The following is a 20991-nucleotide window of genomic DNA, read 5'->3' as shown; positions in this document are numbered from 1 at the left end:
GGGATTCGGCTCGTAGATGTCCGGATGAAGGTAGGCACATTCCTTGACGCCCGCGAAGACGTAGTGGTGGTCGCCCAGGTCCTTGCGGAACGTGTTCGGCGTGAGGACGACGCGAGCGAACGGGGTGGAGATCGTGTGATCGAACGACGCGGGTTCGGAGTCGATGAGCAGGACCGTCGGCGTCCGAAGCAACGCGCCGGTGTGGGCTGCGTAGCCGCCCATGCCGAAGATGAGATCCGGATCGAATCGACGGGCGAGGCGGATCGCCCGCGCGTAGTGTGCCGGCAACCGACTCAGCAGCGACCCCTTCGAGGTGCCACAGGAACCGTAGACCTCGTAGGGCAGGTCGTACCATTCGAGCAACTCGACCGTGCACGTGTACTCGCGGGCGAGGATACGGACCTCGTGGCCGCGCTCGCGCAACTCGCGTATCGCGTGTTTGTACAGATGGACGTGTGCCGGCGTATTCGTAAAGAACAGGTAGTTCATGGGGAGACCACGTCTCTGTCCGACGTGGCTCGCCGACCGGGTTTGTTATCGCCTGCATACCAGTTCGACGGACTGTCCGGTCGAGACGAACTCGTCGGATACCGGACCGGCGGCCGGTCCGTCTGTCGGGTAGTGAGCGGATACTAATGGCTCGCACGGGCCAGCGATCAGTAGATGCAGTCGCACGGACGTTCCCACCCCACCGCGACGACCGAGTCCGACACTCCCAGAGACGCCGCTGCCGCGGGCGGTTCGTCGGCGAGCACCGGGGCGCGCACGATCGATTTCGACCAGTACGGTCCCGTCCTCGATGCAACGCTCGCCTACGCCCGACGACACGACTACGTCGGGCCGGACTACGGCGACGGACTGAGCAGCCGGCTCGTTCAGTCGCTTCCCTTCGAGAATCGCGCGCTCAATCTCGTCGTTCAGGAGACGGTCAAACGCACGCCCGTCGACGTCAGACCGCTGTTTCGGGTCGAATGCAAACGCAACTACAAGGGCGCGGCGCTGTTCGCGATGGCGAACCTGAACTACCACGACCTCGCGAGACGGAGCGATGCAGTCTCGCCGGCCTGCGATCCGCTCGGCGAGGCCGACCGACTGGCCGACTGGCTCGCCGACGAACGGATCACCGACTACAGCGGCTTCTGCGGCGGTCACCGCCACCCGATCCAGCACCTCCACACCAAGGGCGTGCCGAGCGACCCCGACATCGTCTCGACCGCCTACGCCGTCCGCGCCTTCCTGCAGGCCGCTCGCCACGACGAAGCCACGAGCGAGTACGCCGACCTCGCCCGAACGGCGGCCGACTTCCTCGTCGAGGACCTGAACTACCGGGAGGTCGACGAAGGAGCGAAGATCGATTACCACATGAACCACCCCGAGGACTCCTACACCATCAACGCGGCCGCCGTCGGCGCTGCGATGCTCGTCGACCTCTACGAGTTCTTCGGCGACGCGGAGTGCCGCGAGCGCGCGACGAAAATTCTGGACCACATCGCAGCGGCCCAGACCGACGTCGGCGGCTGGCCCTACCGGCTTCCCGCCTCGGCGTCGCACCTTTCGATGGACAGCCACCACAACGGGTTCGTCATCGAGGCCTTCCAGCGCTACCGCGACGCGATCGACGACGGGCGCTACGCCGACACGCTCTCGACGGCGCTCGAGTTCTACCGGGAGGAACTGTTCGAACTCGACGGGGCCCCGAACTTCGACGAGGGCAACGCCTATCCCCGCGACATCCACGCCAGCACGCAGGGGATGCTCGTCTTCACGCGCGAAGGTGAACTCGAGTTCGCCGAGCGAATTCTCCGGTGGGTGCTCGCGAACCTGCGGGTCGAGGGCGAGGAAGGACGATTTTATTATCGGCAGTATCGCCACCACACGAAGCGCGTGACCCTGATGCGGTGGTGTCAGGGCTGGATGGCCTACGCGCTCTCGGAGTTCATGCTGGCGAGCGACGACGCGACCAGGGGGATGAATCGCACGGCGCTCGTGGACGACCGAGAGTCAGCCGACGGGAAGCGATGAGCCGGCGGGCGGGCGGTAGCGCGCCGCAGACGGTATCGGGATCGTCGGCGTCGGCGAATGGCGCGGACGGCGCGTCGTCCGCAGCGGACGCGGCGTCCGGACGCGAACTCGAACGCGAGGTCGCCGAAACGCGACGAGTTCTCGTCGTGACCGGACTCGCTCACAAGAACGAACGCCATTACGGCCCGCTCGCGGACGCGGCCGGCGAAACGACGCTCGTCTCGCTCGCTCCCGTCGAGGGCGTCGACGCGGCGCGAAACGTCGCAGTGCCCCAGGTCGGTCCCCGCCTCCTTCGCATCGCGCTCCTCTTCGTTCTCGCGCTGTACGAGGGCTGCCGGAACGACTACGACGCGGTCGCCTCGATCTCGCTGTTTCCCTACGGCTGCTACGCGCTCGCGCTGAAGGTCGTCTACGGCTATCCGGCACACCTCGGGATCATCGGTATCGACCTCGATCATCACGCCGCACAGCGGTACGGCCCGCTCGTGCGCTGGCTGTTCCGTCGGTTCGACGTCGTCTCGGTTCCGGGCTCCGACCACGCCGACCGGCTCGCCCGGTGTGGCGTCCCGTCCGCGCGGATCGAGCGCCTGACGAACCCGATCGACGCGGATACATACCGCCCGCCCACTGATCGCGCGACCGGCGGCGACTCGGTCTCGGACGCGGAAACGGACGCAGACGTGGACGCGGACACGAACACAGACACAGGCACAGACACGGACACAGACGCGGACGAGAAAGACCAAAGTAACGAAACAACCGGCGAAACGGTCGACTTCCTCTGGGTCGGCCGCTTCAGCGCCGAGAAAGACCCCCACCGCTTCGTCGCCGCCGCCGCCGAGCTCGACGCGACCGAACGCGAGTTCAGCGCAGTGATGGTCGGCGACGGGCCGCTCTACGAGTCGGTCGCGGCCGACATTCGGGCTCGGGAGCTGGTCGATCGCATCGAACTCGCGGGCTGGGTCGACGACCCGCTCGCGTACTACCACCGTTCGGAAACCTTCGTCCTCACGTCTGAGCGGGATGCGCTGCCGCTCGTCCTCCTCGAAGCCATGGCAACTGAACTCGCGCCCGTCGTTCCGCGGGTCGGCTCGATTCCGGACGCCGTCACGGACGGCGAGAACGGCCTCGTCGTGGCCGATCGGGAGCCCGAGACGTACGCCGCGGCGATGGCGCGCTGTCTGGACGAGCCGGACCTGCGGGCGTCGCTCGCGGCGAACGCGACCGCGGTCCGAGACGAGTTCTCGATGGCGCAGGCCGGCGCGGATTGGCGGCGAATTGTGGCTGCGCTCGAGACGGCTGCTGCGACGTGACCGCGAGGGCGGTGTCAGTTCGTCGGCGACGAAGGTGATCGGTCCCGCCAGCGTGCGGATCGTGGATCGGACGCGTTACGGGGCGGTAACCACGTGGTAACAAAACGGTCAGTCATCGCAGCCGGACCTACATGGAAATCGAACGACTCGACCTCTCGGAGTGGGGGGACGCACTTCCACGGAGCGGTTTCGAAGTTTTTCACGATCCGGACGCACTCGCCGTGCTCGACGCCCACACCGGCGGCGACCTGCGACTGTACGGCGCGTTCAAGGGACAGCAGGCGGTCGGACTGCTTCCGGTCTTCGTCGACGAGAAGTCCGTCGGCCGCACCGTCTTCTCGCCGGCGCTCTCCCTCGGCGTCCCGCGACTCGGGCCGGTCATCAACCCGAACAGTCCCAAACAGCGCAAGTGGGAGCGGATCAACGCCGCGCTCGCCGAGGGCGTCCTCGAGGACCTCGAAACGCACAGGCGCTCGACGCTGTTCCGAATGACCTGTCCGCTCGGCTACGCCGATCCGCGGCCGTACGGCTGGAACGAGTTCACGATCGAACCGCAGTTCACCTACGTCGTGGATCTCGACGGCTGTGCCGACCTCGACGACGCGATGGCGGGATTCAGCAAGAGCCTCCGCAACGAGATGCGCCGGTACGACGAACTCGACCTCTCGATCGAAACCGAGGGGATCGACGCGGCGCTGCGGATCTACGACGACGTCGTGGACCAGTACGAGGAGTACGACGACACCGCGCCGATGACCCGGCCTTTCCTTCGGGACCTGCTCTCGAACCTGGACGACGAGCGCTGGCGCGTGTACGTGGCGCGCACGCCCGACGGGACGTACAAGAGCGGCATCATCACCCTCTTCTCGAACGACCTGGCCTACTACTGGCAAGGCGGCGTCACGGCCTCCTACGAGCGCGTCAGCGTCAACAACTGCCTCCACCGCGTGATCCTCGACGATCTCGTCACCGATCCCGAACTCGAGTCGGTGACCGGCTACGATCTCGTCGGCGCGAACACCGAACGCCTCTGTGAGTACAAGGGCAAGTTCAACGGCGACCTCCGGCCGTACTACGTCGTCGAGTCCGCCGGGCTCGAGATGACGCTCGCGAAATCGGCCTACGAGCGCGTGGCCGGTTCGTTGAAGTAGCGACCACCATCTTCTAAAGCGCCTCCCGACTACCAAAGCGCCTCCCGGCTACCGTATTCGCTGGACGCTTCGTTCCGGTTTCGCCGCCTCGAGCGCCGCCTCGCTTCTGTAACCGTCGGCCGCCCGTCGTTTCGTTCGCCGAGCGACCGCTCGCATCGTCTCGACGCGCAGATCCGACTCGCGACGGCGCTCGTCGATAATCTCGAGAATCCGCCGGAGTCGGGCGACGCGTCGAGGCGTCGTCAGATCGTTCGGATGCAACCAGAGATGGCAGATTCCATCGCCCGCCGCCGCAGCGTCGATACCCAGTGCGGCCTTCCGAACCACCGGATCGCCGACGACCGGCTCGACGATCGACCGCGCGAGCCCCTCGAACGAGAACAGACACAGCGATCCCGGCACGTTGACGATGCCGTTTTCGTCGATCTCCGGCGTCACCAGCGGCGGGGGCGTCATCCCGGCCGTATAACTTGCGAACTTGCCGATCGGATACAACCACGGCCTGTCGTACCACTGCGCCGGCGAGCGACCGCGGTAGCAGCTGAACTCGTACTCGGCCAGCAGCTCCGTATACCCAATGTCGTTTCGCGGGAAGAGAAACGAGTCGAACGAGAGGCCTCGATCGCGAGCCGCAGTCAGACAGGCCGCGAGTTCAGCCTCGGCGACGGCGCGGTCGGTCACCTCGGGGTCGAAACACGCGTGGGAGAACGAGTGACAGCCGAGTTCGTGCTCGATATCGGCGTCTCTGACGGCGTTGACGAGGTCCATGCCGAACCAGTGGTCGTGGTTGGTGGCCCTGCCGCCGGGGTCGCGGTCGAACCAGCCGTCCCGCGCGGCCGGATGGCCGGCGTGGCGGCCGTCACAGCGTTCTAACAGGAGGTGACCGACGACGCCCCAGGTCGCCGGGACCTCGTAGGCGTCGAGAAGTTCGAGGAGGCGTCGCCACCCCCAGCGTGCGTTCTGCACTCTCTCCACTGGCGGCTGATCGAGGTCGTGAAACCCCCACGCGAGTTCGGCGTCGATCGAGATGAGTACACTGCCCATGTGTTAGCGTGTGGTGCGTCGAAGGCCATTCGAGCGGTCGAGACCGTCACGACGGTGTCAACGACTTCGCACACCGAAGTGATTGGCAAGGTGAACTATTAGTATGGAGACGGTTATCCGATGCAGCCATTGATAGTCACCGCGGAACGGCACCGCCCGCCCGATTGCAGGGCGCACAGCCGTCTCGTCAAATCGTCCCCAGCGCGTTTCCGCGCGGGTGGACAGCTATAGGCACCACCTACCGTGGTGAAGAACCGGCAGTCGCTCGTCGCAGACGTATCCGGACCGGAAAAAATGCCGAATGGGATCGGCTAGTCGCCGCTCAGACGCCCCTTATCGCACGTCGTACTCGACGTCGACGTCGGCGTTCCCGGCGAGTCGGACGTTCGTAATCTCACCGCTGAACTCGGAGGCATCACAGCCGCTTTCGATCGTCCCCTCGACTGCAGAGCCGTCGATGGTGCCGACCTGGGAGCCCAGATACGGCGTGTGTTCGATATCGCCGGTGACCGCGAACGAGAACGATGTCTCGCCGTTGGACCCGTTCGCGTTGATGACGATCACGTTCGACCGACCGGCTGATCCGTCCTAGTTGCTATCGCCGGATTCGGTCTCATCCTCGTCTTCGCTTTTACCGCCGCCACTACTCGTCCGTTCGATCACCGTCTCCGGCGATACCTTCTCGCCGTCGAGTTCAACCCACATGACGTCGGGCTGTTCGATATCGATCGCTGTCACCGCGCCCGCGACGCAGAAGGCATCACCGTAGCCGCCACCGGTCACGCCGCCGGCGCGCCACGTCTCGTCGCCGTCGCCGTCTTCGATGAAGTCCTCGGCAACGTACGTGCCACCTTCGATCGGCTTCCCGGACGGACTCTCGGCTGGCGCTTCGGTGAACTCGACCGATCCCTCGGCACTGAACTCGTAGCCTGCGTACCGGGCACCGGGTTCGGTGACGAACGAGAGGAGGTGCTCGTCCGCCGAGTTCTCATTTCCCTCTTCGCCCTCGTTCTCGTCGTCAGTCGTGTCGTCGGAGCCGTCGGCCGTTTGGGTGGACGTGGACGACGAACCGGAAGCGGCCTCCTCCGGACTCAGTGGAACGCCGTCGACGTCACCCGGTTCGGTGCGCTGTGGCGTGCCGGCCGAGGAGCCGTGGATCGCTGCGCCGCGATTGTTTTCCGACCCGTACCGGGCGTCCGTGACGGTGATTTCTGCGTTCTGGGCCTTCTGCCAGTCCGGAGCCCCACAGACGATGTCGGCGTGGTGGGAGTTGGAGATGTCGCTGTCCACGACCTCCGCGTGCTCGTAATAGCCCCAGATGCCCTTGTCGCACTCGGTGATCACGCAGTTTTCGACGCGCGAGCCGTCGGTGCCGACGCGGAATCCGCCGGCCCTGGAGTTGCGAGCGTAGGAGTCCTTGATGACGACCGGGCCGCCGCCCCCGGCACCGCTGGGATGAGCGGAGGAGTCGCCGGGGTTGCTCCCGTAGATCGAGTTGTCAGGGCAGTTCTGAATGTTAACGTTTCGAATTTCGAGGTCGCCGGCGTGACCGTTTGCGACGTTGATGCCGGTGATCCCTGGGTAGGTGTCGTCGTTTTCGCTCCCCATGAAGTAGACGTTCTCGATCAGCCCGGTCGCGTTTGCACTGTTGACCTGGCAGATGATCGCGTTCTCCTTTTCGGTGCTATCCCAGTTGCCGCGGAAACCGATGTTGCGGATCTCCCAGTCGTCCGCGATCGCCCGAATGTGGAAGGAGGCATTCGGTTCGGTGATGTCGATGAGAACGTTCGAAAACGTCTCCCCATCGCTCAGGCGCACCGTCTGGGAGTCGCCTGCTGCGACGGTGATCTCCTCGTAGTCTTCGGCCGCCGCGCCGGTTCCAACCGTCGTTGCAAGCGCCGCCGCCGCAGACCCGACGAGTCCGAGGTACCTGCGCCGGTGGAGTAATCCGCTATTACTCTCCATCGCCTGGCCGCCTTCGGGTTGTTTCCGATCGCTAGATCCGTCGTCATCCAGTACCGTATCGCGTGCCATACAGTCAGGGAATTTGAAGTCGTAAACATAAACCTTCTGTTTTCCTTAGTATAAACCAATAATACAGTCAATTGCTCGTGATATTATTGTAAGAACTCCATGAATGTTCGGACTTTAGATTTTATATCCCAATATATAGTGGCTATGAGGGAACAGGACGAAAGCGAACGCCCCGAGAGGAGGCGGAGTACGGCGCGTTCAATTCACCAGAAAACACTGAACGGAGGCCGTTAGAGGCGGGAATCACAGGGAAACAAGGGGAGTGTCTCGGGCTTAACCCCGAAGCGGTTCACGATACTGGCTACGGCGAGCGGTCGGTGCTGACCTAATTCGCTTCGAAACGGAGCTCCGGGTCGCTGCGACTCAGGAACGAACGCTGTGGATGTCCACCAGCCCGCTCGTCACGGAGAAGAGTGCCCAGAGCGTAACGCCGAGTCCGATAACGGCGAGCAAGGAGACGATGTTCGTCGCGGCGGGAAGCGCCAGCAGCACGACCAGCGCCATCGAGAGTGCAATTCCGGAGACCATGACGACCGACTTGGCGAGGTACCGCGGCGATATCGGGAGTTCAGTGTGGATGAGATAAATGTTCACGGCGACCATGATCCCGTAACTCACGACCGTCGAGATCGCCGCGCCGACCACGCCGATCGTTGGAATAAGGACCAAATTCAGCCCGAAGTTGAACGCGCCCGTCGCACCCTTCGAGACGGCTCGGTGGGTCGCCCGCCCGAGATAGTCGAGAGCGTCGTTCGTGATCTTGTCGATCGACTGGAAGACGATGAAGAGCGCGAACACCTGGATTACCGGAATCGCGCCGAGATACTCCGACCCGAAGACGTACCGGATCAGCGGGTCCGCAACGACGATCAACCCCGCCGCCGCCGGCACGTAGAACACCACATTGTGTTTGAACGTCGTTTCGTACATCCGCGCCGCCTCCTCGAGTTCACCGTTCGCTTTGTACTCGCCGTAGGACGGCGAGACGGTGAACCCGAGTGAACTCGCAGGCGCGATGACGAAGTCGGAGATCTGTTTGGCGAGGACGTAGTAGCCGACCGCGGCCGGCGTGAGAAATGCGCCGATGAGAAGCGTGTCGACCTGTTTGTAGACGACGTTTGCGCCGTCGGAAACCGTCAGCGGGAGGCTGTATTCGATCAATCGCCGGCGCAGTCCGGGTTCGGGTTCGGAAGCGCGATCGAACTCGGCGACCAAGCGGTACAGGAGGACCAGTCCGTACACCGCGCCGAGCGCATACCCGATGATGTAGCCGGTGAGCGCGCCGATCACGCCGCTGCCGGTCAGGAGGAGGGCGACGACGGACAGAAGGGTCGACGCGTTCGTAATGATCGTCACTCTCGCGCTCCAGGTGATGCGGTTGAACCCCTGGAAAAGCGTATGGACGTACGAGTTCAGCGTCCAGGCACTGATGTAGACGCCACCCAGCAACAGGAGGGGGGCCAGCTCTGGCTCGCCGAACAGATCGGCCAGGAGTTGGTGAAAGACCGTGACTGCGGCGGCAACGATCAGCATGACGATGCCGAGGAACAGCAGCGAACTCCGAACGAGGTAGGGCACCTGTCCGGGGTCGGTTTCGCGGTATTCCGCGATATAGCGGGCCGTCGATCGAGGAATTCCAAGTCGACTACAGAGCAACGACGCGCTGAAAACGGAGATGGCGAGAAAGAGGATGCCGTACTCGTCCGGCGTCAGGAAGAGGCGGGCGAGCGAGACGGTGAGGACGCCCTTTGCGACCGTTCGAACGATCTCTGCGCCGAGCGTCGCTCGAAACCCGGAGAGGAGCTTCTCCTTCATATATTAGATATCTAATAACTGTGTCGTGAGCGCAGCGCGTGTTACGGCGTTGGGGTACGAACGGGCGGCGTGCTCGCACGGCGGAGTTCTTCGAGCAGGCGGATCGTCCACTTCGACGATTCGAGCGACACGGGCATTTCGGCACCGCGTTCGAGCGCACGGGCGGTCCGGTCGAACTGCGCGTAGTGGGGGTTCATTCGCGTCGCCGTCTCCCAGTCGTCGTTCAACTGTCCATCGGCGACGAGTTTGGCGTTCGAAAGGAGCCCCGACAGGTAGCTCGCCGAGCGGGTGACCGCCTCCTTCCCTTTCTTGAACGAGGACAGGTGATAGTCGTCGTCGACCGTCTGGACCGTCTGGAGAATCAGATCCAGGTGGATCGATTTCTCGGAGCCGTGGACGTAAATCTCGTGTCGCGGCTTCGAACTCGAGAGCATCTTCAGGTTACACAACACGTCGTCCTCGGTGACGTACTGCAACTGGGCCGCGTCGTAGGCGAACTCGTCGTCGTAGTCGCCGATGAGCCGCGTGAGACTCGAAATCGAGTCTTCACTCTCGGGATAGCCACTGAGAGCAAGTGCAGAGTAGAGCGGGTGGGGCAGTCCTTCCTCGAACTCGCCGCCGGGGAGATCGAAGACCCAGGTGCCGCGGTTCGCCTCGTCCGGCGAAGAGAGACCGGTGTAGATGAGATCGACGCCGCGAATCTGTCCGAGTTCGCCCGCGTCGATGAGCCGACGGGCGGCCCGCATCGACGGATCGAAGACGTGCTGGTGGACGGGCGACACCGGCACGTCGTGTTCGGCTGCGAACGCCTCGAGTTCTTCGATCTCCTCGATCGTCTCGGTGACCGGCTTCTCGATCAACAGCGGAACGCCGGCCTCGATCGCGCGTTTTCCGAGGGGCAGGTGGCTCTGGACCGACGTACACACGTGGAGCCAGTCGAGCGATTCCTGTTCGAGCAGGTCGTCGATATCCGCATACGGCGTGATGTCGTACTGCCGTGCCGCCTGGCGCGCCCGCTCGAAGTCGAGATCACAGATCGCAACGAGGTCAGTTCGGGGGTTCTCGGCGACGCCGGACAGATGAACCTCCGAAACTGTTCCCGCGCCGATTACTGCCGTTTTGACTGTCATTCTCCTGCGAAAGACGCACAGACAGTGGTATTGTTATAGATCTATTACCGATCCGCAGGATCGTTTTCCCACCTGATCCGACGGAAACGGCGCTATAGCAGCCGAATTGGGAACTCTTCCTCGGCTGCCCGCCACAGCGGTAACTGGTGCCTGCGTCTTCGAAAGGGACCGAATCTCGCGTCCACTCCGTCGCGAGCAGTGAGTATCGGGTTCCGCAATCGAAGGCGGGACGCCAGCGAACACGCGTCAGGAACCAGTAAGACACCGAGAGCGCCCCCGCTCCGGGAACGGTACAGCTTGCCTATAACAGCGCCGACACCACAACAGCATCACCGCCACAACAGCGCTGCCACGACAGCGCGACACCGCGACAGCACCGACACCGAAACAACAGAGTGCCCACAATACTCGAAAACGGACCAACCGAACCCGTTCGAAACGCGTCGTGCAAGTCGCTCAGTTCCTTACGTGTCCCCCATCTCGGTATCGACGTAGTAGCGCTCGAACTCGTCCGTCGAGTGGATGCGGCTAACTCCCCGCTCGTTCTCGACGGCACTGAACTGTGCGTCGCTGTACCGGAGTTCACCGTAGGCGATCACCTCCCGATCGTAATCGTACTGGGTCAACACGAGATACCGATCCTCTTCGAACTCCTCGGTGAGATTCCTGCCGAGCGTCGACTCGGGAACGTCCCGGTGAACTCGCATGCGCTCTGCGTTCCCGTTGACGGCGTCGTCGAAACGGTTCGGGCCGTTTCGCAATCCGACGAGATCGACCTCGGCGTCTCGATCGTCGAAGGTCGTTTCGTAGCCCTGGATATCCTGATCGCTGACGTGTGCGGTTGGCGTGTAGGTGTACGGCGAGGAGAAGACGGCAGCCAGCGAGAGCAAGAGCAAGAGCGCAAAGCCGACGGCGAGCAGCGGCTGTCCCGAGGGAACGAACCGAGACTGTCGCCAGCGGCTCGCACCCGAGAAACGACTGCACAGGCCGTAGATTGCGAGCGCACCGAGGAGGGTTACGAAGACCATCATCAGCCCGAAGACCCGAAAGTACATCGTCGAATCCGGCGCGAGGAAGTAGATGCCAAACAGCGGCACGAGCCCGACCAGAGCGGCCCCGAAGTACAGCGTTTCGGGTCTAATCCTCGCCAGCCAGTCCGAGCCTCGAACGAAGACGGCAACGAGAATCAATCCGCCAGCGAGTATCGAAAACACGAGCTGTGGCAGGAATAACTTGAGGAAGATCTCGACGAGGCTGCCCCCGATCGCACCGAGCGACGCCCCTTGCGTCGCGACCGAATCGCCCGCGGTGTTGCTCCCCGCGAGGATGAACTCGACCGCCGAACCGAGGAAGTGGTCGATTATGCCGCCGAAGAAGCCGTGATTCGAGGTCCAGACGAGAAACAGCGCCACCAGAAAGAGTGATTGGCCGTACATGGGCGTCTGCGAGGCGATCCGACCGGTCGCTGCGATCCGCCGGGCGAGGAACTGGACGAGACTGATTCCGAGGAAGACGACGATCAGGTGGGCGACGAGTTGCGGGTGGTAGACGACGGTCGCGATAGAGGTGACTGCGAGCGCGATGCCGACGGCCGAAATCGACGCCAGGGTCCGGTCCGCGCGGAGATACTTCACGAACAGGTAGAACAGCAGCGCCGAGAACAGCACCGCCTGTGACATCGCGTGAGCGGTCATGAACATCGAAATCGTCGTGATCGGCAACAGCAAGAACGAGGAGAACGTGGCGATCACGACTGCTCGTCGGTCCGAGACGACCGTTCCGATACAGAGCGGGACGAACACCCAGAAAACGACGAGCGAGAGGAAGACGGTCAGCATCAGGGAGTGTTCCAGCGAGGTGCCAAGGACCGCGTTGACCAGGACGGTCACGGTGTGGATACCGGGATAGTACAGGTCGAACGGCACGATCGTCCCCTCGGCGATGGCGCGAGCCCAGCCGAGGTGGGTCAACGCGTCGTGGTGCCCGAAAAAGCGGTAGCCGCGGATGATGGGCAGTGCGGCGAAGACGGTCATCGCGAGCCCGCCGAGTCCGAGAGCGAGCAGGCGGCTGGTAAAGAGTCCGCGCGACGGTTCGTCGCCGTCGTTTCCGTTGGTGGCGTCGTTACCGTCGCCAGAGCGCCTGCCCGGTACGAACGCGACGGCGAGGGCGATACTCATCGCCACGAGCAGACCGACCCAGACCTGGTCGGGGGTCATCGTGTATATCGAGAGTTCGTATCCGGCCGCCGGCGACTCGTGGGCGAGAAACGCGGTGACGGCGACCGTGAGGAAGCCGATAGCGAGCGCGAGTTTCCGAAACGGATCGTCAGGGGCGGCTGACTGGGAAGACATTCGGTGCTGCTGCGACGTTATCCGATAGCTATCCTTGTTATTCACCGGTTGCTGACCGTAAGTCTGCGTGTACCGTTCGTTCGATACGAGAAACAGTGCGAAGCGGCCGGAGTTACCCGACGAAACGAGGCGTATAGTAACAACTGAAACGGTTTACACACTGATCGTACAGCTGTCGCACGATCAGGTGTGCACCGACTTTCAGTGGCTACTATATTGCGCTTCAGGTTCCCTGCAACGGGCGCTGGCAAAGAAGCGATAGCAGGGATGGTGTAGTGACAAGAGTGAGGGATCGAGACGGCCACCGCAGGGTAGCGGCCCGAAGGAGACGTTGAGTGGCCGCGTACCCCGTCGTCCAACCCTTTCAAATAGCGTGTATCGGACAATACATACGGGTAGAATCGGATGCGTATCACGTGACTCCCCTCGCAAAGGTGCTGTCAGGTGTGCTGTTGATCCTTATTGGTATCCCGCTGATTATAAACCATCCACTCATCGATCTATTCAACCGGTGGACGAAGTCTATCGGAACAACGCAAAGTCCGGTCGATATCCAGATGAGCGAGGTCTCCGTTCTGATCGGACGCGTCGGCGGCACAGCAATAGCAGCCTGTGGCGTGATACTCGTTCTAGATACCCTCATTTGAGAGAGGGTATCTGGAACGAGTTCGGGAAGCAGGTGTGCGGTCGGCGTGGAGACGGTTGCAGTCGGTAATAGTGGCAACGGAACCTTGCTGTCTTCGAAGTCAGCACGAGCTGCGACGGTACGCAGCGGTCGATAGCACTGTCGTGTGCCGAAGAACGAACCCGTCGTCAACGGCGAGTTCAGTCTCGTTGCCGTTACCGTTACCCGTCCGTATCCTCGTCTCCACTGGCCTCCTCGATCGTCGTCCAGAGGTACGTCGACTGGTCGGCGTTCGCCATCGTCGGCGACTCCGGCACCTCGCCCTCGTAGAGCAACGCCGCGATTCGAACCGTCCCGCTCTCGGCGTCCGGCGTCACGGTGCCGTTCGTGAGTTCGCGGTCCCCGTCTCCGAGTTCGTACGCGTATCGCTCGTGTTCCGTTCGGTTGAACACGTTTCCGCTCCCCTCCTCGACCCATTGCTCTTGCACGACCACCGTATACTCCCGCTCGGCGTTCTCCTGATTCTCGACGCTGATCGTCATGGGAACGGACTCGCCGGGCTCCGTCGACGTCTGGTAGTCAGCCGTAACGAGTTCACCGGAGTCGTCCTCCGTGAGCAGTTTCATATCCGTATACTGCTCGCCGTCCTGCGGGGCGACGAGCGCGTACCCCACGCTCGAAAGTGCAACGAGCATGCTTACGACCAACACGACGTTGACCGCCGTGTTGACGGGTGAACTCGTGCCGAATACCGCCGTATAGAGCGCGTCGATGACGCGGCCGAGGCGGAACTGGTAGCGGTCGGAGCGAGGAACACGGGCGCGGCGCACAGCGGCGAGAGCGGTCCCGACGAGAACGAACCCGCTCACGGTTCCAACGACGCCCGTTACCGCGTACACGAGCGGTGTGGCGGCGATCAGGAAACCGAGCAGCGGGAGGAGCGCAAAGCTCAGCCCGAAAGAGAGCGCCGCGCGTTCGGTCCCGGTTACCGTCAGCGTCTGCCCGATCAGCGGCACGCGTTCGGTCCGCGCCGGCGGCTCGTCCCGCGGGAACAGCACGGAGACGGTTACGTACCCGGGTGCGAGAAACAACAGTGGAAACCCGATCGCGACGCGAGCGACCGGCATCGTGATCTCGACGACGAGCAGGAGGACGGCCGCGAGTACAGTGAATCCGGCGACGCCGATCAAGTCGACCGGGAGACGGGACGCGATAGCTTTGGGCCCCTGGCCGACGGCGGCGGACGGCTCGGTCGTATTCGTCAAACGCTCTTTCATGTATGAGGCAGTTATCCGGGCGTCGACTGGTTCCACCATTGTTACGAGTCGCGTAACCGGTCGATCCGAACCGAGAACTTGAGCGGAGACGCCGCGCGCTCGCACGATCCCGCAGAACGCCGCTCGTGACCGGTTTCGCTTCTCGTTCGCCCCGCTCGTCGGATCGTCGCCGGCGGAAACGGGCCGCTTACAAAGTGCTCGCGGTGCGAGGCTGTCGGTATGACTGGCCGAGCGACGCTGCAGGCATCCCACGAGAGCGCTCCGAACGAGTCGATCGACGCCCGAGTTCGTCGGCTACACGGAGGGGTGACGCGATGAGCATCGACGTTCGCGCTGCGACCGACGAGGACCGCGAGCGCTGGAACGAGTTCGTCGAACGCTCCCCACAGGGAACGCTGTGTCACGAACTCGAGGCCCTGGAGGTCCAAGCGAACCATTCGGGCGCGACGCTCCATCCGCTGATCGGGTTCAAGGGGCAGGAACCGGTCGGCCTCTTTCCGGTCTTCGAACTGCGGAAACAGTTCGTGACGACGGTGTTCTCGCCGCCGCCACACATCCGCGTGCCGTACCTCGGACCGGCGTTTCTGAACATGGGCAAACTAAAACAGCGAAAGCGCGAGCGCCGTCGCCAGCGGTTCACGGACGGCTGTCTCGACTGGATTCGAACCGAACTCTCGCCGCGGTACGCCCACGTCAGGACGAGCACGGGCGTCGCGGACTCGCGGCCGTTCAAGTGGAACGAGTTCGACGCGACGCCGGAGTATACCTACGCGGTCGACCTCACGCGAGAGCGCGACGAACTCTTGAAGTCGTTCAGCAGCGACGCGCGGAGCAATATCACGAACGCCGACGAGGACGCCTACGAGGTCGCGGTCGGCGGTTCCGAGGAGATTCGACTGATTCACGAGCAGGTGAAAAACCGGTACGAATCGCAGGGAATCGGTTTCGACGTGCCGGCCGAGTTCGTCCTCAATCTCGCCGAGCGAACGGCGAACGGGCACGTCCGACCGTACACACTTCGCGTCGACGGCGAGTTCGTCGGCGGCATTTTGGCGCTCGAGTACGGCGACACGACGGGGCGGTGGATGGGCGGCGTCCGAACGGATGCGGACGTGGACGTGCCGACGAACGACCTGCTCGACTGGGCGATCATGGAGGACGCCCGCGATCGCGAACTCGAGACGTACGATCTCGTCGGCGCGGATACGCGCCGAATCAATCGGTACAAGGCGAAGTTCAATCCGGAGCTGGAGACGTACTACAGTCTGGAGTACGGGTCGTGGGGAATGCGGACGGTGGCGTCGCTGTACGATTCGGTCAAGTAGTCGGCATTGGGTTAGACGAGAGGGTTGGGAGTGCGGAGAGACCAGGAACGGGAGAGGAGACGAGGGTAGGACGCGGCTACCCGTCGTTTCACGGCGGCTGACCGACACCCGGTCCTCGGTGGCTTTCGGTGATCGTGATCCCGGCGGAGGCCCAGAAACTGGCGGCTCGCGGTAACCCCGCCCATAACGAAAGGGAACCGCCGCGGAGACGCCGGCAATGGACGACGATTCCTCGCTGCAGACCCTGCTCGTCGGGATCGATGCAGCCTGCGACCGCGTGCTGGAGCCGCTGTTTGCCAACGACGACGTACCGACGCTGGAATCGCTCTACGAGGACGGGACGAGCGGCCCCCTCGAATCCCAGATTCCGCCGTGGACGGCGAGCGCCTGGCCGTCCATGTACACCGGGAAAAATCCCGGCAAGCACGGCGTCTTCGGCTTTCTCTCCTTCGAGGGCTACGACTGGGACGTGGTCAACGCGAGCGACGTGCGCGAACCGGCGCTGTGGGAGTTGCTCTCCGAGCACGACATCACGAGCGTCGTCGTCAACGTCCCGGTCACGCACCCGCCCCACGAGTTCAGCGGCGCGCTGATCCCGGGCTACACCGCGCCGGAGGACCCGGCCTGCCACCCCGACGGGTTGCTCGCGGACGTCAGGGACGAACTCGGCGAGTACCGCGTCTATCCCGACGAAGACGCCGACGACCTCGCCGGTGCCTCCAGCGACTGCGTCCGCATGCGCGGCGAGGCGTTCCGGTATTTGGCCGACCGGTTCGACCCCGAGTTCGGCTTCCTCGAGTTCCAGGTGACCGACTCCATCTTCCACAAGGAGCCCGAAAACGACGCGGCGATCCGGGCGATCTATCGCGAACTCGACCGACAGCTCGCCGACATCCTCGAAACGTACGACCCCGACACCGTCATCGTCGCCAGCGATCACGGCATGGGCCCCTACGCGGGCCGCGAGTTCAGGGCGAACGAGCACCTCCGGCGAGAGGGCTACGTCGAGACGAAAGACGGCGGCGAGGGAATGCCCACCTGGGCGACGGTCCGAGACGACTCCCTCAAGGCCGGTGAGGAGACGACACGACGCGATCCGGGCCTGTCGGAACGGACGATGGCCGCCGCCGCCAAAGCCGGCCTCACGAGCCAGCGACTCGGCGCTATTCTCGAGCGCCTCGGCCTCGCCGACCTCGTCGCCGCCGCCGTCCCGTCGGGGCTCGTCAGCGCGGGCGCGACCCAGGTCGACTTTCCGAACTCGCAGGCGTACGTGCGTTCGCGGATCGAACTCGGGGTCCGGCTCAATCTCGAGGGCCGCGAGCCGAACGGCCAGGTACCGCAGGCGGAGTACGAGGCGGTTCGCACGCGGGTTATCGACGCCCTCCGCTCGGTGCGGACGCCGGACGGTGAGCCGGTTTTCGAGGCGGTCCGCCCGCGGGAGGAGTATTTCCACGGCCCCGAGAGCGAGCACGCCGTCGACATCGTGACGATTCCGGCGGACTTCGAGCACTTCCTGTCGGCGACGCTGCGGGAGGAGCAGTTCGGACCACCGAGCGAGCCCTGGAACCACAAACTCGAGGGGACGGTCGCCGTCGCGGGTGCAGGGGTCGACTGCGCCGCTGGCGTCGGAAGCGCACACCTCTTCGATATCGCGCCGACCGTCCTGGCGACGCTCGGCGTCCCGGCGGACGAGCGCATGGACGGGACGGTGCTCCCGTGTGTCGATCCGAGCGGGGAGACGACTTACGACAGACGCGACGACGGTGAAGTCGTCGAAACCGCGGATGAGGGGGTCGAACAGCGACTCGCGGATCTGGGCTATCTCGAGTAAGCAGCGCTGCCAGTCGATAGTAACACAGGTTCTATTCAGATGCCTGTAATACACCAGTACGGACGGCACGGCCGTCTATCGGAGATACGCTGTATCAAGAGTAAGCGCGGTAGCCTTGAAGACTCCGCAGAAATACGACGATAGTGAGAAGCAAGAGCGCGAGTGTTAGTGTCGTAAGTCCGTCTCTGAGATAGCGCGCTAGTGAGAGGAAAAAGGCAAGGAAACCCATGACAGGGAGCAAATAAGAGTAGAGCTTCGCACGACCGCTAAGTCGCAATGCACCACCGATGCCAAATATACTAAACAGAGCCATGTAGAGGAATCCACCCGTTTCGAAGAACGTGAGGGAGATGGCTGACCCGAGGATACCAACCGCTATGGCTCCCCAACTGCCAATCTTCACTCTCCACCGTCGAGTCTCCATATTTAACCCAACTAATCGGGATCTGAAAAATGGTGGTGTTTTTTCTGAACTCGGGTCACCGAAACACGGATTTACCGCGCCGACGCAGTAAGAGACACAGATGACGGGACGCGACGATTCCGGTCTCGGCCGCCGTTCTCGTCGCATCGACGGGACAAGGAGGGTGAGCCGGCGTGCCTGACCGCGAACCGGCCGCCGGCGACAGCAGCGCCGAGGTCACCGTCACGGACGCCGTCGACAGCAGCGCCGAGGTCACCGTCACGGACGCCGTCGACGCCTACCTCCAGCGAAAGGCTGTCGGCGATCCCGACGGGCCGGGTGCGGGCGCGTACGCGTCGAACGCCGAATCCATCCTCCGGCGATTCGCCGACTGGCTCGAGCGCGAGTTCGGTCTGATCTCGCTGTTCGCCCTCGAGAGCGATCACGTTCGCACCTACGCCGAGGAGCTACACAGACGGACCGAGCGCGGTGCCTACACCGCCTCGTCCGCCCGGACGTACTTCGCCGTCGTCCGGGCCTTCCTCTCGTGGTGCGTCCGCGGCGGCATCCTCGAAACGAATCCGGCCGCAACTGAACTCGCGGAATCGGCCCTGCCGAGTGCAACCGACCGCGACGACGCCGACAGTTGGAGTGCCAAACAGCGCCGCCGACTGGAAACCCACGTCCGCAAACGGGCTCTCTCGGAGACGACCCGACAGGACCCGGTCGAACGCCGAACGCGGTTGCGCGAGTACGCCATGGTCGCGCTCCTCGCCCACTCCGCCGTCCGCGGCTCGGAACTGTTTCGCGTGCCCGAAGACGACAGGCGGACCGGCGCGACCTGGAACGACGTCGACTTCTACACTGGGACGATTCGCGTCCTCGGGAAATCCCAGCGCCTGGAGGACGTCTCCCTCTTTGCCCCCGCCCGCACGCCGCTGCGCCGGTACCGAGTCGTCCTCGATCCGCCCTCGAACGACTGGCCCCTCTTTCCGACGCGACACGCCCCCTCGATCGCCCGCCGGGTCAGGACGGTACTCGATGACCGCGGGTACGACGAGCGCGAGATCGAATCCCTGCTCGCGGACGCGACGGCGACCGAACTCGCCCGCGAGCGAGACATCGCCCCGCCGGCGATCACGACCGAAGGTGCCCGATCGGTGCTCAAACGCCTCTGTGCGGACATCGGGCTCGCCGTCGACGGCGACTACTTGACCCCGCGCGGCGTCCGCGGCGAACTCGATCGAACGGACGACCCAACGGCCGACGGCGAGCGAACGCGGCGCGAGGCGACGCGCGAACAGCCGGCGTTGCGGATCTCGACCGGCGAGCGAGCGATCGCCGTTCCGGTCGACGAACCGCTCCGAATCGATGTGACGGACGTGAACGAGACGGATGGGAAACCGAACGGAACCGAGGAGAATTGACAGCCATCGAGAACCGGGTCGAGTTCGTCCCGCTCGTGCGTTCGCGCTCGACGGACTGATGGTACAGCGGTGATCGAACGCCTCGTCGATCGTCACCGCTTCTTCGAATCTGATCCTCCCGTTCGCTGTCGCTATCACCAACCGTTGGCTGTATTTATCGACGTACCTGACAGGACAGTAATACAAGAATTAAATATAACTATCAGTTACGGTCATAGGCAATTATGAAGCGGCGTAACGCACTTTCGTTGATCGGCGGCATCGCCGGAGCCGGAACGAGCGTACTCGGGTCCGGTATCGGGATTGCAAGCGCACGGGACTATCCGCGAGAGAACTCGCGGTGGCACACGCACGCGGACGTGATGGACCAACTGGCGACGTACGAACACACCAGCCAGGGAGCCGTCTCCCTGGAGACGATCGGCGACAGCATCGAGGGACGTGAACTCGTCGTCGCGACCGTCGGCGACGGCGACACTGACGTCTTCCTGACGAGCGAGCAACACGGGGACGAGCCGACGGGGACCGTCGCGCTCCTGAAGGTTCTACAACGGCTCGCCGCGGGCGGGAACGCCGTCGGGCCGGTCCGCGACGAACTGACCGTCCACGCGCTCCCCATGCACAACCCCGACGGCGGCATGCGAAATCAGCGGACGAACGCCGACGGCATCGATCCGAACCGCCAGCACGACTACGAGGCCGGCGCGACAGACAACCCGTCGCCGGAAACGCAGGCGATGATCGACTACGTCACCGCCCTCGAACCGACGTGGGTCGCCGACCTGCACACCCAGACCGGGGATTACGTCGACGAAGACGGCGAGTCGATCAGCGCGTCGACGTTCTGGCCGATCGCTCCCGCCGCTCGAGCGGACGCCGTCGAACTCTCGAAGCGGATGAACTGGGCGATGTACGACGAGGTCGACGACGAGTTCGGTTTCGCGAACATGTCGCAGTATCCCGGCGGCACGGGTGCGAACATCGCTCGCAACGCGTACGGCATCCGCGGGTACGGCAGCGCCTTACTGGAGATGACCGGCCAGGTCGACGACCGCGGTCAACGAATGGAGGGGAAGATGGTCCGACACATGCGAGCGCAGGTAGAAACGCTCCTCGCCGAGACCGCCGACGGATCGCTGTTCGATCGCGACCCCGACCTGGCGGACACGATCCCCGAGCGCGGGTCCAGTTCCCCCTGGCCGTGGGATAGCGAGTAACAGGCCTGTTCGCTACCCCAGCGGTC

At 63.7% G+C, this 20991-nt stretch carries 16 protein-coding genes; 8 read left to right on the top strand and 8 right to left on the bottom strand.

Annotated features, from left to right (window positions below; translation table 11 throughout):
• The coding region (locus C480_RS01495; protein WP_006663853.1) for a glycosyltransferase at positions 1–489 on the bottom strand (489 nt) is incomplete at its 3' end.
• Between the two features lie 174 nt (positions 490–663).
• On the opposite strand from C480_RS01495, the gene C480_RS01490 reads away from it, so the two are divergent.
• The 3 genes from C480_RS01490 to C480_RS01480 all read left to right on the top strand — a co-directional run bounded on the left by C480_RS01490 (position 664) and on the right by C480_RS01480 (position 4486).
• The gene (locus C480_RS01490; RefSeq protein ID WP_006663852.1) at positions 664–2022 is read left to right on the top strand and encodes a prenyltransferase/squalene oxidase repeat-containing protein; all 1359 of its coding nucleotides are present in this window, start codon (positions 664–666) and stop codon (positions 2020–2022) included.
• On the top strand, positions 2019–3335 hold the full coding sequence (locus tag C480_RS01485; RefSeq protein WP_006663851.1) for a glycosyltransferase: 1317 nt from the start codon (positions 2019–2021) through the stop codon (positions 3333–3335). Before C480_RS01490 ends, C480_RS01485 begins: the two co-directional genes overlap by 4 nt.
• 131 nt (positions 3336–3466) lie before the next feature.
• On the top strand, positions 3467–4486 hold the full coding sequence (locus C480_RS01480; protein ID WP_006663850.1) for a GNAT family N-acetyltransferase: 1020 nt from the start codon (positions 3467–3469) through the stop codon (positions 4484–4486).
• Between the two features lie 48 nt (positions 4487–4534).
• Here the strand turns inward: C480_RS01480 and C480_RS01475 are convergent, their stop codons facing one another.
• The 6 genes from C480_RS01475 to C480_RS01455 form a co-directional block, all read right to left on the bottom strand.
• Positions 4535–5530, bottom strand: a complete 996-nt coding sequence (locus C480_RS01475; protein ID WP_006663849.1) for a polysaccharide deacetylase family protein — start codon at positions 5528–5530, stop codon at positions 4535–4537.
• Positions 5531–5863: 333 nt separating this feature from the next.
• Positions 5864–6094 (bottom strand): hypothetical protein, encoded by a 231-nt coding sequence (locus tag C480_RS24130; protein WP_241433775.1) that lies wholly within the window; start codon positions 6092–6094, stop codon positions 5864–5866.
• A gap of 24 nt (positions 6095–6118) precedes the next feature.
• A complete protein-coding gene (locus C480_RS01470; protein WP_241433774.1) occupies positions 6119–7564 on the bottom strand; it encodes a right-handed parallel beta-helix repeat-containing protein in 1446 nt (481 codons plus the stop codon).
• Between the two features lie 363 nt (positions 7565–7927).
• Positions 7928–9379, bottom strand: a complete 1452-nt coding sequence (locus C480_RS01465; protein ID WP_006663848.1) for a flippase — start codon at positions 9377–9379, stop codon at positions 7928–7930.
• A 41-nt stretch (positions 9380–9420) separates the two neighbouring features.
• Positions 9421–10509 carry a Gfo/Idh/MocA family protein gene (locus C480_RS01460; RefSeq protein WP_006663847.1) on the bottom strand — a complete coding sequence of 363 codons (1089 nt, stop codon included), beginning with the start codon at positions 10507–10509 and terminating at the stop codon, positions 9421–9423.
• Positions 10510–10973: 464 nt separating this feature from the next.
• The gene (locus C480_RS01455; RefSeq protein ID WP_006663846.1) at positions 10974–12860 is read right to left on the bottom strand and encodes a hypothetical protein; all 1887 of its coding nucleotides are present in this window, start codon (positions 12858–12860) and stop codon (positions 10974–10976) included.
• Between the two features lie 416 nt (positions 12861–13276).
• On the opposite strand from C480_RS01455, the gene C480_RS01450 reads away from it, so the two are divergent.
• On the top strand, positions 13277–13507 hold the full coding sequence (locus C480_RS01450) for a hypothetical protein (protein ID WP_152424000.1): 231 nt from the start codon (positions 13277–13279) through the stop codon (positions 13505–13507).
• 199 nt (positions 13508–13706) lie between these two features.
• Here C480_RS01450 and C480_RS01445 read toward each other — a convergent pair whose 3' ends face one another.
• On the bottom strand, positions 13707–14801 hold the full coding sequence (locus tag C480_RS01445) for a DUF1616 domain-containing protein (protein ID WP_006663844.1): 1095 nt from the start codon (positions 14799–14801) through the stop codon (positions 13707–13709).
• A 275-nt stretch (positions 14802–15076) separates the two neighbouring features.
• On the opposite strand from C480_RS01445, the gene C480_RS01440 reads away from it, so the two are divergent.
• From C480_RS01440 to C480_RS01420, 4 genes are all read left to right on the top strand, one after another.
• Positions 15077–16087, top strand: coding sequence for a lipid II:glycine glycyltransferase FemX (locus C480_RS01440; RefSeq protein ID WP_006663843.1), 1011 nt, complete (start codon positions 15077–15079; stop codon positions 16085–16087).
• Between the two features lie 217 nt (positions 16088–16304).
• Complete coding sequence (locus C480_RS01435) at positions 16305–17918, top strand: alkaline phosphatase family protein (protein WP_006663842.1); 1614 nt, start codon at positions 16305–16307, stop codon at positions 17916–17918.
• A gap of 597 nt (positions 17919–18515) precedes the next feature.
• Positions 18516–19748: a tyrosine-type recombinase/integrase gene (locus tag C480_RS01425; RefSeq protein WP_006663840.1), complete on the top strand. Its 1233-nt coding sequence runs from the start codon at positions 18516–18518 to the stop codon at positions 19746–19748.
• 224 nt (positions 19749–19972) lie between these two features.
• Positions 19973–20965 carry a M14 family zinc carboxypeptidase gene (locus C480_RS01420; RefSeq protein ID WP_006663839.1) on the top strand — a complete coding sequence of 331 codons (993 nt, stop codon included), beginning with the start codon at positions 19973–19975 and terminating at the stop codon, positions 20963–20965.
• Positions 20966–20991: the final 26 nt, after the last annotated feature.

This window comes from Natrialba aegyptia DSM 13077, assembly GCF_000337535.1.
In the GTDB taxonomy this organism is placed as follows: Archaea; Halobacteriota; Halobacteria; order Halobacteriales; family Natrialbaceae; genus Natrialba; species Natrialba aegyptia.
This window is presented reverse-complemented; position numbering and strand designations above follow the sequence as displayed.

Bases quoted from the DNA above. Each gene is read 5' to 3' on its own strand.
- C480_RS01490 (WP_006663852.1), top strand. From the start codon at position 664: ATGCAGTCGCACGGACGTTCCCACCCCACCGCGACGACCGAGTCCGAC.
- C480_RS01485 (WP_006663851.1), top strand. From the start codon at position 2,019: ATGAGCCGGCGGGCGGGCGGTAGCGCGCCGCAGACGGTATCGGGATCG.
- C480_RS01480 (WP_006663850.1), top strand. From the start codon at position 3,467: ATGGAAATCGAACGACTCGACCTCTCGGAGTGGGGGGACGCACTTCCA.
- C480_RS01475 (WP_006663849.1), bottom strand. From the start codon at position 5,530: ATGGGCAGTGTACTCATCTCGATCGACGCCGAACTCGCGTGGGGGTTT.
- C480_RS01470 (WP_241433774.1), bottom strand. From the start codon at position 7,564: ATGGCACGCGATACGGTACTGGATGACGACGGATCTAGCGATCGGAAA.
- C480_RS01465 (WP_006663848.1), bottom strand. From the start codon at position 9,379: ATGAAGGAGAAGCTCCTCTCCGGGTTTCGAGCGACGCTCGGCGCAGAG.
- C480_RS01460 (WP_006663847.1), bottom strand. From the start codon at position 10,509: ATGACAGTCAAAACGGCAGTAATCGGCGCGGGAACAGTTTCGGAGGTT.
- C480_RS01455 (WP_006663846.1), bottom strand. From the start codon at position 12,860: ATGTCTTCCCAGTCAGCCGCCCCTGACGATCCGTTTCGGAAACTCGCG.
- C480_RS01445 (WP_006663844.1), bottom strand. From the start codon at position 14,801: ATGGTGGAACCAGTCGACGCCCGGATAACTGCCTCATACATGAAAGAG.
- C480_RS01440 (WP_006663843.1), top strand. From the start codon at position 15,077: ATGAGCATCGACGTTCGCGCTGCGACCGACGAGGACCGCGAGCGCTGG.
- C480_RS01435 (WP_006663842.1), top strand. From the start codon at position 16,305: ATGGACGACGATTCCTCGCTGCAGACCCTGCTCGTCGGGATCGATGCA.
- C480_RS01420 (WP_006663839.1), top strand. From the start codon at position 19,973: ATGAAGCGGCGTAACGCACTTTCGTTGATCGGCGGCATCGCCGGAGCC.